Below are 13,335 nucleotides of genomic sequence, written 5' to 3'. Positions count from 1 at the left end.
AGTCTGGTTTACGGTTCAGTTGCTTTGTTTTTGTTGGTCAGGGTTAATGGTTATATTATTGGTTTCGACGTGCTTGCTTATTTTGCTCACGCAATGCGTTCTGTGTCTGATATCCAAAAAATACCTGGTTGCGTTGTATGCCGTCTGTTATTCGGTGCCTTTCCTTGGTCTTGTGAGTTGTCTGTGGGGTAACACCGTTACGCTTTGGCCAATTGGGGACTATGATTTTTATCTGGATGATTTGTTGGTATTCCGACTTTCGCTCGTCTGGTTCCTTGGTGTCGCTGGCGGACTCATTGCCTATCTACTGTCATTTTTGGTGCCGCCCAGAAATTTGCACTTGCACCGAGAAACATTTTTTTCCCCGCTGGACTTCAAATTAGCCGGCGGGATTTTCCTTGCGCTGTCCGCCTTTTTCATTAGCTTCAGGCTTGTAAAGCCGGACGCGATGCTTGAAATGTTCGCGGGTGTCGAGTCAGTGGTGGTTTTTTCCATCATCGCGATCGTTGCTTTGGCATTGTCCTACCCATCCAGATTGATGTTTATGGTGTCTGTCGCCCTGGTGATTTCTTATTGTGTTGCCAACGCTATGACAGGGGATCGGGACTTTGTTGTACTGGTTGTTGCTGCCATTCTTGGGTTGATGTTTCGCTATAATCAATTTATCAAGTTTAAAGCTCTGTTGTTTGTTGCTGCGTTCATGGTCCTTCTGCTCGTCAGTGGTGTTGTTGTTTCAATGGGCCGAATGGACGTGGACTTAACGGCGGACAACATTACGCAGTATTTTTTGTTTAACTCCTGGAATGCGATAATTTTACCGCTTGTTCAGCAGTTAACCAATTTCTGGGATGGGGAGCACCTACGCTACGGTCAGACCTATCTCGACATGTTTCTTTCGCTGGCACCATCGCCTTTCTATTCAGCTTTCGGTATGGAAAAGCCCATTGTGGTGGATAATCCGGCCCTCTGGTATTACATTACCGGGCTCGGTGGAATTCACGTTGCTGGTGTGGCTTTTGAGAATTTCGGATTGTTTGGTGTTTTCATGAATGGATTCATCAGTGTCTGTTTCTTGCGGTTGATCGACTCGTGCTGCCGCGAGGATGATTTTTTGCGAATTTTCTTATATATGCTTTGTGCCGCAACGGTCATGCACTGGGTTTGGTATGGCGAAATATACTTGCTGAACTCATTGGTTTTTTATGTGATGGCATTAGGATTATTCCTCACTATGAAGCTCGTTCGGGTTTTGAAGTGAGCTTAAATACTTTTACTGGATTGAGAGAATAGGTATGTGCGGAATTGCGGGAGTTGTCGGGTGGAAGTTGAATCAGCAAAACGCCGTTGCCGTTGGCAAAATGGTGGATGCGCTGATGCATCGCGGTCCCGACGATGGAGCAGTTTGGTCAGATGCCGATAGTGGGGTCTCGCTGGGACACCGACGGCTTTCGATCCTGGAGTTGTCGGTACATGGAAGTCAGCCGATGATTTCCGATGACGAGCGCTTTGTTATTGTTTTTAATGGTGAAATATATAACTTCAATGAGCTGCGCGAAAAGCTGATTGAGTCAGGTTTGGCACGTGTTTGGCGTGGGCACTCTGATACAGAAGTGTTGTTGGCCGCAATCGGCGCGTGGGGGGTACAGAAAACCCTTGAAAACCTGGTAGGCATGTTTGCCTTTGCTGTCTGGGATAAAGTTTCCAAAACGATTACCCTGGCGCGAGACAGAATGGGGGAGAAACCACTCTATTACGGTATTGTGGGCGACCGTTTTGTCTTCTCCTCTGAATTGAAGGCAATCAAGGCGGCATTTGGCAGTGATTTGAGAATTGATCGTCATGCACTGGCGAAGTTTGTAAGGTATGGCTATGTTCCGGCTCCGGAATCTATCTACGAAGGCATAAAAAAGTTGCAGCCGGCGCATTATTTTAGTGTTGGTTCGTTTTCCAGTGCGCCAGAGCCCGTTTCCTACTGGACGCTACCGGCGGCTGGCGAATTAAGAGACGAACTGTCGCAGGCCAGCGATAAGGAAGTTGTAGACGTTGTCGGTGAAAGATTGTCTGCTGCTGTAAAGTCGCAGATGATCGCCGATGTTCCACTTGGGGCTTTTTTGTCGGGCGGCGTCGATTCAAGCTTGATAGTTTCGTTGATGCAGTCGCAAAGCTCTACCAGCATCAACACTTACACGATCGGCTTTAACGAACCTGAATTTGATGAGGCTCCTTACGCTAAAGCTATTGCTAAGCACTTGGGGACTAACCACACCGAATTTTATCTGGGCGCTGACGATGCTGTTTCTATAATTCCGCACTTACCGGAAATATACGACGAGCCTTTTGCTGACTCCTCTCAAATCCCGACAATCCTGGTCTCCAGGATGACAAAGCAGCATGTATCCGTAGCCTTGTCCGGTGACGGTGGAGATGAGCTTTTTGCCGGATATCCTCGCTATCAGATTACCGCGGGACTATGGGCGCGCATAGAAAAGCTGCCGTTGCCTGCACGCCAGATCATGGCCTATTCACTTCGCTCGCTTTCGTCCAAAGGTTGGGACAACGTCTGTTCGATTTTGCCTGGCAGTCTTCGAGCCAAGGTTAATGGTCGGCGTATCTACAGAATGTCCGAGTTGTTGGGCTCTGAAAATCTGGCGCAGATGTATACCGGATTGATGTCTCAGTGGCAGTCGACCGACAATGTGGTCCTGGGTATCGATGCTCAACATCAAGGCGTTGCTTCCTGGGAGTCGGCAGTTGATTACGTCGAGGAAATGCGTCGCTGGGACGTCTCTCAGTATTTGCCTGATGATTTGCTGGTTAAAGTGGACCGCGGCGCGATGAGCGCAAGCCTGGAAACCCGCGCTCCATTGCTTGATCATCGAGTTGCAGAACTCGCGTTTTCCCTTTCGTCAGACCAACTGATAAAAAATGGCGTGGGAAAATGGCCGCTTCGCGAGCTTCTTAAGCGATACGTACCGACTTCATTCTTCGATAGGCCTAAGGCGGGCTTCTCTATTCCACTGGCGCAATGGTTGCGTGGGCCGCTGAAAGAATGGGCGGAGGAGTTGTTAACGGAGGAGCGACTGAAGAGAGAGGGCTACTTCGATTGTCAGAAAATTCGCTCGGCATGGCTCCAGCATCAGAGTGGAACATACGATCGGAGTCTTCATTTGTGGAATATTCTAATGTTCCAATCCTGGCTCGATAAAAATAACCACTAATTTAGATTGGGCAAAAGGTTTTCCATGAAGATAGTTTTCAATGCGCTCTCTGCCCGTCTTGGTGGTGGTCAGACATATCTGATTAATCTTTTTCAGTTCGTACCTGACAATGCGGATCTTGAAATTCTGGTTTTCGCTCCGGCGTCACTCAAGCTGCCGGATCACCCGAGGATCAGGCGGGTCGAACCAGCCTGGCCCACTGAAAATCCGATTGTGAGAGCAGTATGGGAGCGGTGGGTGTTGCCCGGTATTTTGAAGGCCGAGAAGGCTGACGTCCTGTTTTGTCCCGGTGGCGTAGTGGGCACCTCTGCACCTGCAGGTTGCAAAGTTGCGACGATGTTTCGGAACATGATTCCATTTGACTTGCGAGTACGCAAAAGCATTCCGCTCGGGTTGCAGCGTCTGAGAAACTGGTTACTGAATCGTATTATGCTCAAGAGCATGCGCGATGCTGATTTGACGATATTTATTTCCAATTACGCACGTAGTGTCATTGAATCACTAACCAAGATTAAGAATGCTGTTACGATTCCTCACGGAATTGGCTCTGTATTTCGGACTCACGGTGATGCTGTCGTTCCTCGGCCGGAGTTTTTGCCCGCGGGTGAATATGTTTTATACGTGTCGAGATTTGATGTATACAAACATCATTATGAAGTGGTCAGTGCTTATGCAAATTTGCCAACTGAACTTCGTGAGAAATTCCCCCTGGTTCTTGTCGGCGAAGTAAACCTGCCGGAAGCCGAGCGGGTAAAGTCTCTGATTGCAACGCTAGGCCTCGAAGCGCAAGTGCTGTTGCTGGGGGCTATTCCCTATCAGAGTCTTCCTCCTCTTTATCATCACGCTTATCTGAATCTCTTTGCTTCATCGTGCGAGAACTGCCCTAATATTCTGCTCGAAGCGCTTGCTTCTGGCCGGCCGATGATATGCTCGAACGTAATGCCGATGCCGGAATTCGGAGCAGATGCAGCTCTGTATTTTTCTCCGTTTGACCCAAAAGATATAGGCCGCGTTCTGTCCGAGGCCTTAACGAGTCCGGATCTTTTGAAGAAACTGTCCGTTGCGGCCGTGACGCAGAGCGATAAGTTTGACTGGGAAAATACCTCAAGAAAAACATGGTCAGAGTTGTTGGCGCTGGCCGTGTGCCCGAAAAAAGGTGTTTGATAAATGAAGGTTCTTGTGGTGTCGCAATATTTTTGGCCGGAGTCTTTTATCGTCAATGATTTGGTCAAAACTTTATCTGCTCAAGGCCACGACGTAAAAGTCCTTACCGGAAAGCCCAACTACCCGGATGGCGTCGTCTTTAGCGGCTATAGTGCTTCCGGGGCCCAGGAAGAAAAATTCGAGTCCTCGGTCAGTGTTTTCCGTGCACCTCTTAGACCTCGTGGTACTTCGGGTGCGAAAAACCTCGTGTTGAACTATTTGTCATTCATCCTGAATGGCTTGAAGTACTACCCGCGTGCAGTGAAAGGGGAGGCTTATGATGCGATTTTTGTATTTGCGCCATCTCCGATTACATCGGTAATCCCGGCGATTTACTTGAAGTGGAAACTCAAGAGTCATCTGGTCGTATGGGTTCAGGATCTCTGGCCGGAGAGCTTGAGTGCGACCGGGTTCATCAAGAACAAAGCAATATTGCGCGTTGTGGGCTGGCTGGTGAAAGGTATTTACGCCTTCGTCGATACGCTTCTTGTTCAGTCGAGGGCATTTCGAGAGCCGGTCGCCCGTTACGCCAATCCTGGCAAGGTCGTGTATTACCCAAACTCGTATCAGGATGTACCTGCGAGTGTCGAAGAGACCCGGATTCCCGCACCCTTGCTCGCGGAGCTCGACAACCATTTCTGTCTGGTTTTTGCCGGAAACCTGGGGACCGCGCAGTCGGTCGAAACCCTCGTTGAGGTAGCTGACAAACTTCGCCATTTGTCGGAACTCAGGATTGTATTGGTCGGCAGTGGCAGTATGTCGAACTGGATCGAAACCCAGAAGAAATCCCGAGGTCTGGACAACCTTGTTCTCGCCGGACGCTTTGCGGCCACTGAAATGCCACATTTTTTCAGTCGCGCCGAGGGATTATTGGTGACGTTGAAGCAGGATGAGGCGTTCTCCTATACCATCCCTAGTAAAGTTCAGGCTTACCTGGCTGCGGGGAGGCCGATTATCGCCGCGCTGGACGGGGAGGGCGCGCGCGTCATTCAAGAGGCGGGAGCCGGTCTGACCACTGCAGCGCAAGACGCCGAAGGTATGGCCAACTGCATTGAGCAACTTTTTCGCATGACTTCGGATGAGCGGGAATCGTTGGGGCAGGCAGGTCGGGCTTACTACCTCGAGCATTTCGAAATGGAGCGGCAAAGTCAGCGTCTGGTCGAAATCCTCAGTAGCAGGATCAATGAATTAAAAGGTAGCTCAAAATGAAAGTTCTCGTGTTAGGGGTCACCGGAATGCTGGGTAGCACAGTGTTCAGGCAATTCCATGGAAACCCGCACTACGAGGTGTGGGGCACTTTGCGCAATCCGGGTGGCGCAAGATACTTTTCTGAGGACATGCACAGTTCGTTGATCAGCAATGTCGACGTGCTTGACCAGGACTCGCTGGTTTCGGTGCTGGCACGGGTCAAGCCGGATGTCGTCATCAACTGCGTCGGGCTCATCAAACAATTGGCCGATGCCAAAGATCCGCTTTCCGCACTCCCTATCAATGCCATGTTGCCCCATCGTATTGCCAAGTTGTGCGCGTTGTCCGGTTCTCGCCTGATTCATATCAGCACCGATTGCGTATTTTCCGGCCGTAAAGGCATGTACGCCGAGGAGGATATCTCCGATGCAGAGGATCTCTACGGTAAGTCCAAGTACATCGGTGAGCTTCACACGGACCTGAATGCCGTCACCCTGCGGACCTCGATCATTGGTCACGAACTGGGGAGCCAGTATTCACTGGTGGACTGGTTCCTGTCCCAGAGCGGGCCGGTCAAGGGTTATGAGAAGGCCATTTTCTCGGGACTTCCTACCGTAGAGCTCGCGCGTGTCATTCGCGACTACGTGATCCCGAATCCGCAACTCCATGGCCTTTATCATGTGTCGGTGGCGCCGATCGACAAGCTGTCGCTTCTTAAACTGGTAGCGGAAGTTTATGAAAAGCAAATCGATATCATCGCCGATAGTCAAGTTTCTATAGATCGTTCACTGGACTCCACGAAGTTCCAGGCTGCGACCGGTTACGTTCCACCTTCATGGTTGGAATTGGTTAAATCGATGCGCGCGTTGCGTTGATCATTAAATTCAATCAGGTTTGGGAAGATCGTTATGTTCGATAATAAAGTTTTGATGATCACGGGCGGTACGGGCTCGTTTGGCCATACGGTGTTGAAGCGTTTTCTGGATACCGACGTAAAAGAGATTCGCGTATTCAGCCGTGACGAGAAAAAGCAGGAAGATATGCGCATTGCTTTGTCGAATGACAAAGTGAAGTTCTACATCGGTGACGTACGTGATCGCGATAGCCTTGATCAGGCGATGGTGGGGGTGGATTACATTTTCCACGCCGCCGCCCTGAAGCAGGTGCCTTCCTGCGAGTTCTACCCGATGGAAGCCGTGCGTACCAACGTCATGGGTACCGAAAACGTTCTGAATGCGGCCATCGCTTCGGGTGTGCAGCGCGTTGTTGTGCTCAGCACCGACAAGGCTGTTTATCCGATCAATGCGATGGGTATTTCCAAAGCCATGGCTGAAAAGCTGATGGTTGCCAAATCGCGGATGATTCCGGCGACAGGTCCGGTGATCTGCGCAACCCGCTACGGTAACGTCATGGCATCCCGTGGTTCGGTGATCCCGTTGTTCATCAATCAACTGCAGAGCGGTGAGCCGCTGACCGTCACTGACCCGAACATGACACGCTTCCTGATGTCGCTCGAGGATTCTGTTGACCTGGTTCTGCACGCGTTCGAGCACGCCGAGCAAGGCGATATTTTCGTCCAGAAAGCACCTGCCTCGACAGTGGCGGACCTGGCGCAAGCGCTCAAGGAATTGTTCGCTCGTGACAATGCCGTCAAGGTCATCGGTACCCGCCACGGTGAAAAACTTTACGAGTCGCTGATCTCCCGTGAAGAAATGGCCAAGGCCGAAGACATGGGGCGCTACTACCGTATTCCTTCGGACAATCGCGACCTTAACTACAAGAAGTTTTTTGTTGAGGGCGAACAGGAGATTTCCGATCTCGACGACTACACCTCCCACAACACCGAGCGTCTTGATGTAGAAGGCGTGAAGAAAGTTCTGTTGAATCTGGAATACATTCAGGAGCAACTTGATGCTTAAGGTCATGACGCTGGTTGGTACGCGACCAGAACTTATCAAGATGAGCCGCGTTATTGCCGAGCTTGATAAGCAGGTTAATCATGTACTGGTTCACTCGGGTCAAAACTACGACTTCGAATTGAATCAGGTTTTTTTCGATGACCTTGAAATTCGCAAGCCTGATTACTTCCTGGGTGCTGCAGGCGATACCGCAGCCAAGACCATCGCCGAAGTGATTTCCAAGGCGGATGAAGTATTTGAGGCCGAAAAGCCTGATGCGCTTCTGCTCTACGGCGATACCAACACCTGCCTGGCCGTCATTGCCGCCAAGCGCCGCAAGATTCCGGTGTTCCACATGGAAGCCGGCAACCGCTGCTTTGATCAGCGCGTCCCTGAAGAACTGAATCGCAAGGTGCTCGATCACCTTAGCGATATCAACATGGTCCTGACCGAGCATGCCCGGCGCTACCTGATTGCTGAAGGGATTCGTCCTGAAACCATCATCAAGACCGGGTCGCACATGGAGGAGGTGCTCGACTATTACATGCCGAAAATCCTCACCTCCGACGTGCTCGCACGAGAAGGCCTGGAGCAGGACAAGTTCTTCATCATCAGCGCTCACCGTGAAGAAAACGTCGATACGCCGGACAACCTTCGTGATCTGCTCAAAACGCTGCGAGCCCTGGCCGACAAGTACCAGTATCCAATTATCGTTTCCACGCATCCTCGTACCCGCAAGCGCCTGGAAGCGATCGGTGAATCGCTGGACCACCCACTGATTCGCTTCTCGAAGCCATTCGGTCTGCTCGACTACATCAAGTTGCAGATGTCGGCGTTCTGCGTGCTGTCCGACAGTGGAACCATCACTGAGGAAGCCTCTCTTCTGAATTTGCCTGCCATTACTATTCGTAATGCGCACGAGCGCCCAGAAGGGATGGACGAAGGCACTCTCATCATGAGTGGCCTGAAAGTGGAGGGCGTTCTGGATGCCGTACGTGTTGTAACCAGCCAGCATGATCGTACCCAGCGCGTTATCCCGGTCGTGAGGGATTACCAGGCAGGTCCTGTGTCGAAGCAGGTAGTTCGGGTCGTATTGAGTTACACCGACTACATCAATCGTACTGTCTGGTCGAAATCCTGAGCGCCGTCGAGGTTTGAAAAATGCGTGTTTTATTGACAGGTGCAACGGGCTTCGTTGGTCGTGCGGTATTGGGCCGCTTGGCGGCCTCTGACGATCTGGAGCCAGTGGCAGCCATTCGTGGGCACGCCTTGCCTGACTGTCCTTCGCGCGTTACTACCGTCCGAACTGCCGGGCTTAGTGCTGATACCGACTGGTCGCAGGCGCTGGATCATGTAGAGGTTGTCATTCATGGCGCGGCTCGCGTTCACGTCATGAATGATACCGAATCCGATCCGCTGGAGGCGTTTCGCAAGGTGAATGTCGAAGGCACGCTTAGCCTCGCACGGCAAGCAGCCGCGTTGGGTGTTCGTCGCTTTGTGTTCATCAGTTCGATCAAGGTCAATGGCGAAGGTACGCCGATCAATCAGCCGTACTTCGCTGACGCGACCCCCGCGCCTGGCGATCCGTATGGCATTTCGAAAATGGAGGCCGAGCAGGGGCTGCGCGAGATTGCGACCGCCAGCGGGATGGAAGTGGTGATCATCCGTCCGGTGCTCGTTTACGGTCCGGGTGTGAGAGCCAACTTTCTGAACATGATGCGTTGGCTGGACAAGGGCATTCCCTTGCCATTCGGGGCTATCCATAATCGGCGCAGCCTGGTCGCGCTCGAAAACCTTTCTGATTTGATCGTCACCTGCATCCGTCATCCGGCTGCCGCCAATCAGACCTTCCTCGTCAGTGATGGGGAGGATTTGTCCACGACACAATTGTTGACGCGGATGGCGCAGGCGTTGGGTAAACCTGCACGCTTGCTACCTGTGCCAAGCGTGTTGCTTGAGCGCGGTGCACAGCTACTGGGCAAGCAGGCTTTGTCCCAACGACTGTGCGGCTCATTGCAGGTCGATATAAGCAAAACTCGGGAATTGCTGGGCTGGACTCCTCCGGTCAGCGTCGATGAGGCGCTTGTGTCGGCTGCCAACTACTACAAGGAAAGGCAGCGCTAAGCTGGCTTATGACAGTGCCGGTTCAATTGCAGAATTGATTTTGGCTGTTTCAGGAAGTTGACCTTTGAACACAATATGGCTGTTGGCGTTGGTGGTGGGTGTTTCATTCTTGGGCACAGGTGCATTGCGCAAATACGCATTGGCACGCAGCTTGATAGATATTCCTAATGCGCGTAGTTCACATTCGGTTCCGACCCCTCGGGGTGGTGGTGTGGCTATTGTCGTGAGCTTTCTGATTGCGTTGCCTGTCCTGGCCTGGACAGATGCCGTGGCCTGGCCGATGGCGCTGGCTCTGCTGGGGGCAGGCGGCTGGATCGCAATCGTTGGTTTTTTGGATGACCATGGGCATATTGCCGCGCGTTGGCGCCTGCTTGCGCATTTCGGTGGTGCCATCTGGGCATTGTTCTGGATTGGGGGGATGGCGCCGATCAATCTGTTCGGCCATGAGTTCAGTCTCGGCTGGTTCGGTTATGTCATCGCAGCGTTCTATCTGGTCTGGATGCTCAATCTTTACAACTTCATGGATGGTATTGATGGTCTGGCCAGCGTCGAGGCGATTTGCGCCTGTGTCGGTGCTTGCCTGGTTTACTGGATCGCGGGCCACAGCAGCCTCGCCATTGCTCCGCTTGTACTGGCGATGGCCGTCTTGGGTTTCCTTGTCTGGAATTTTCCGCCGGCGAAAATCTTCATGGGCGATGCCGGCAGTGGTTTTCTGGGCATCATATTGGCGGTGATGTCGCTCTATGCGGCATGGACGAACCCACTGTTCCTCTGGGCCTGGCTCATTTTGTTGGGCGTCTTTATCGTTGATGCCACCTTTACCCTCATTCGTCGGCTGTTGCGCGGGGACAAGGTTTATGAGGCCCATCGCAGCCATGGATACCAGTATGCTTCACGAAAATATGGCAGTCACCGGGCGGTTACGCTGGCAATCGCTGCGATCAATTTGTTGTGGTTAGTACCAATGGCTATATTGGTCGTCATGCAGTATCTCGATGGCATGGCGGGATTGGTCCTGGCCTACGTGCCTCTGGTGTTGCTGGCTTTCAAGTTTCACGCAGGCGAGTTGGAAATCGCTGGCAAGGTGTGATGGACGCATTGGTTTTTGAGTATTGCTTTATCGGCACGTGAGTTACCGAAAGCTGTAGTTGCTGTATCAATGCTAGGAGCTTCGAGAGGTGTTTAGAGGGGTTATGGATAAGATTCGGGCAAGGTTGTTAAGTCTGCCAAGACGACATAAGCGTATTCTGCAGGTTCTGACCGATATTTCGTTGGTCTGGTGTGCCCTGTGGATGGCGTTTGTCGTGCGCCTTGGGGTGGATGAGTTAGTCAACCCGTTCACTCAGCACGTCTGGCTTTTTGTCAGTGCACCTGTCATTGCCATTCCTCTTTTCGTCCGCTTTGGCATGTACCGTGCCGTCATGCGTTACTTTGGAAATGACGCGCTCATTGCCATTATCAAGGCAGTGACACTATCGTCCTTGATACTTGGCGTTGTGGTGTACTGGTACAGCAATCATCAAAACGTCGTTCCTCGTTCGATCATTTTCAACTATTGGTGGTTGAGCCTGATCATGATCGGCGGACTGCGCCTGGCCATGCGTCAGTATTTCATGGGCGACTGGTTCAGTGCAGCTCAGCACGTCCCGTTCACCAGCCGGGATGACGGACTGCCGAAAGTGGCCATCTACGGCGCGGGGGCGGCGGGTAATCAACTCGTTACTGCATTGCGGATGGGGCGCGTCATGCGGCCTGTTGCTTTTATCGATGACGATAGCGGAATCGCCGACAGGGTGATCTCCGGGTTACAGGTGTACGCGCCCAAGCACATCCAGCAGATGATCGACAACACTGGCGCTCAGGAAATTCTCCTCGCCATTCCTTCGTCCAACCGTGGACGCCGTCGCGAGATTCTCGGGTTTCTCGAAGGCTTTCCGTTACACGTTCGCAGCGTCCCGGGTTTCATGGACCTGGCCAGCGGCCGGGTCAAGGTCGATGATATCCAGGAAGTAGACATTGCAGACCTGCTTGGGCGTGACGCAGTCCCGGCCCAGGCTGATTTGCTCGAACATTGCATCACAGGGCAGTCCGTGTTGGTCACGGGCGCCGGGGGCTCCATTGGCTCCGAGCTTTGCCGGCAAATTCTGACGCTGCGCCCGACAACGCTTCTATTGTTCGAACACAGTGAGTTCAATCTTTATTCCATCTTGTCCGAACTGGAGCAGCGGATCGCTCGAGAGTCGCTGTCCATCCGTCTTTTGCCGATTCTCGGGTCGGTTCGTAACCCGGACAAGTTATTGGATGTCATGAAAACCTGGCGAGTAGACACGGTGTATCACGCCGCGGCCTACAAGCATGTCCCCATGGTCGAACACAACATTGCCGAAGGCGTGCTCAATAATGTGATAGGCACCCTCAATACGGCCCAGGCCGCGCTCCAGGCAGGGGTGGCCAACTTTGTCCTGATTTCCACCGACAAGGCTGTGCGACCAACCAATGTCATGGGTAGCACCAAGCGCCTTGCCGAGTTGACGTTGCAAGCGCTGAGCCGTGAATTGGCCCCGGTGTTGTTCGGTGATACGAGCAATGTTTCCCGTGTGAACAAAACGCGCTTCACGATGGTACGGTTTGGTAACGTCCTGGGATCATCGGGTTCGGTCATTCCGTTGTTTCACAAACAGATCAAGTCGGGCGGTCCGCTGACGGTCACGCATCCGAAGATCACTCGATACTTCATGACCATCCCTGAAGCGGCACAGCTGGTGATCCAGGCGGGCTCCATGGGACAGGGCGGTGATGTCTTTGTCCTGGACATGGGCGAGCCGGTGAGGATCGTCGAACTGGCCGAGAAGATGATCCATTTGTCCGGCCTGAGCGTGCGCTCGGAGAAAAACCTGCATGGCGACATCGCTATCGAGTTCACCGGGCTGCGTCCGGGCGAGAAGCTTTATGAAGAGCTGCTGATTGGTGACAACGTGGCGGCCACACAGCACCCGATGATCATGACGGCCAACGAGGATCACCTGTCCTGGGATTTGCTCAAGGGCAAGTTGAGCGAGTTGCTGGCTGCGGTGGACCAGGACGACTATACGCGCGTCCGCCAGCTGTTGCGTGACACTGTCAGCGGCTACACCCCGGATGGTGAGATCGTTGACTGGATCTACCAGCAGCGCCGCCTGGAACCCTGATTGTTTCATATCCGGTAACGTACACATTTTTGACAGTTCAATAGCATCGCCTAAGTTTGGAGAGCGGCTTCGGAAAAGCCGCTTTCTCAATCGATGGCATGGAGCTTCTCTAATGCGTACAAGCAGTTTCTACTCTCTGGTTTTCGCCCTGCTCGCCAGCGCCTCTCTTACGGCAATCGCCGCACCTGCCAAGGCACCTGAGGTGACGAATGCGCCTCTGGCGCAGGATGTGGTCGCCAAGGCACAATCCGGCAAAGTCGATCTCAATAGTGCTGATGCACCTACACTGCAACGTGAGCTGGCTGGGGTGGGCGAGGCCAAAGCGCAAGCGATTGTTGCTTATCGTGAAAGTAATGGTGCGTTTGCGTCAGTTGACGAATTGCTGGAGGTGAAGGGTATCGGCAAGGCGATTCTGGACAAAAACCGCGACAGGATCGAAGTGAACTGAGGTGTGATTCAACGACAAAGGCCGATCATTGATCGGCCTTTTTCTTTAGCGAAACTAATGCCCGATGG

At 52.5% G+C, this 13,335-nt stretch carries 11 protein-coding genes; all 11 read left to right on the top strand.

Annotated features, from left to right (window positions below):
• The first annotated feature begins 73 nt into the window (after positions 1 to 73).
• The 11 genes from PSJE_RS09845 to PSJE_RS09795 all read left to right on the top strand — a co-directional run bounded on the left by PSJE_RS09845 (position 74) and on the right by PSJE_RS09795 (position 13,267).
• The gene (locus PSJE_RS09845) at positions 74 to 1,258 is read left to right on the top strand and encodes a hypothetical protein (RefSeq protein WP_139212745.1); all 1,185 of its coding nucleotides are present in this window, start codon (positions 74 to 76) and stop codon (positions 1,256 to 1,258) included.
• Between the two features lie 34 nt (positions 1,259 to 1,292).
• The gene (gene asnB, locus PSJE_RS09840) at positions 1,293 to 3,218 is read left to right on the top strand and encodes an asparagine synthase (glutamine-hydrolyzing) (RefSeq protein WP_090457133.1); all 1,926 of its coding nucleotides are present in this window, start codon (positions 1,293 to 1,295) and stop codon (positions 3,216 to 3,218) included.
• Between the two features lie 24 nt (positions 3,219 to 3,242).
• Positions 3,243 to 4,382, top strand: a complete 1,140-nt coding sequence (locus tag PSJE_RS09835; protein ID WP_090457131.1) for a glycosyltransferase family 4 protein — start codon at positions 3,243 to 3,245, stop codon at positions 4,380 to 4,382.
• Between the two features lie 3 nt (positions 4,383 to 4,385).
• A complete protein-coding gene (locus PSJE_RS09830) occupies positions 4,386 to 5,630 on the top strand; it encodes a glycosyltransferase family 4 protein (RefSeq protein ID WP_090457129.1) in 1,245 nt (414 codons plus the stop codon).
• The gene (locus PSJE_RS09825) at positions 5,627 to 6,484 is read left to right on the top strand and encodes a dTDP-4-dehydrorhamnose reductase family protein (protein WP_090457127.1); all 858 of its coding nucleotides are present in this window, start codon (positions 5,627 to 5,629) and stop codon (positions 6,482 to 6,484) included. Before PSJE_RS09830 ends, PSJE_RS09825 begins: the two co-directional genes overlap by 4 nt.
• A 33-nt stretch (positions 6,485 to 6,517) precedes the next feature.
• Entirely contained in the window at positions 6,518 to 7,528 is a 1,011-nt protein-coding gene (locus PSJE_RS09820) for a polysaccharide biosynthesis protein (RefSeq protein WP_056727149.1), read from the top strand.
• On the top strand, positions 7,521 to 8,648 hold the full coding sequence (gene wecB, locus PSJE_RS09815; RefSeq protein WP_090457125.1) for a non-hydrolyzing UDP-N-acetylglucosamine 2-epimerase: 1,128 nt from the start codon (positions 7,521 to 7,523) through the stop codon (positions 8,646 to 8,648). The genes PSJE_RS09820 and wecB overlap by 8 nt, the downstream gene beginning before the upstream one ends.
• A 20-nt stretch (positions 8,649 to 8,668) precedes the next feature.
• Positions 8,669 to 9,631, top strand: coding sequence for a UDP-glucose 4-epimerase family protein (locus PSJE_RS09810; RefSeq protein ID WP_090457123.1), 963 nt, complete (start codon positions 8,669 to 8,671; stop codon positions 9,629 to 9,631).
• Positions 9,632 to 9,695: 64 nt separating this feature from the next.
• Complete coding sequence (locus PSJE_RS09805; protein WP_090457121.1) at positions 9,696 to 10,721, top strand: MraY family glycosyltransferase; 1,026 nt, start codon at positions 9,696 to 9,698, stop codon at positions 10,719 to 10,721.
• Between the two features lie 103 nt (positions 10,722 to 10,824).
• Entirely contained in the window at positions 10,825 to 12,819 is a 1,995-nt protein-coding gene (locus PSJE_RS09800; RefSeq protein ID WP_090457119.1) for a polysaccharide biosynthesis protein, read from the top strand.
• Positions 12,820 to 12,931: 112 nt separating this feature from the next.
• Positions 12,932 to 13,267 (top strand): ComEA family DNA-binding protein, encoded by a 336-nt coding sequence (locus tag PSJE_RS09795; protein WP_090457117.1) that lies wholly within the window; start codon positions 12,932 to 12,934, stop codon positions 13,265 to 13,267.
• Positions 13,268 to 13,335 lie beyond the last annotated feature (68 nt).

This window comes from Pseudomonas jessenii, assembly GCF_002236115.1.
GTDB lineage: Bacteria > Pseudomonadota > Gammaproteobacteria > Pseudomonadales > Pseudomonadaceae > Aquipseudomonas > Aquipseudomonas jessenii.
The sequence above is the reverse complement of the archived record's forward strand: the minus strand, read 5'-3'. Positions and strand labels throughout refer to the sequence as shown.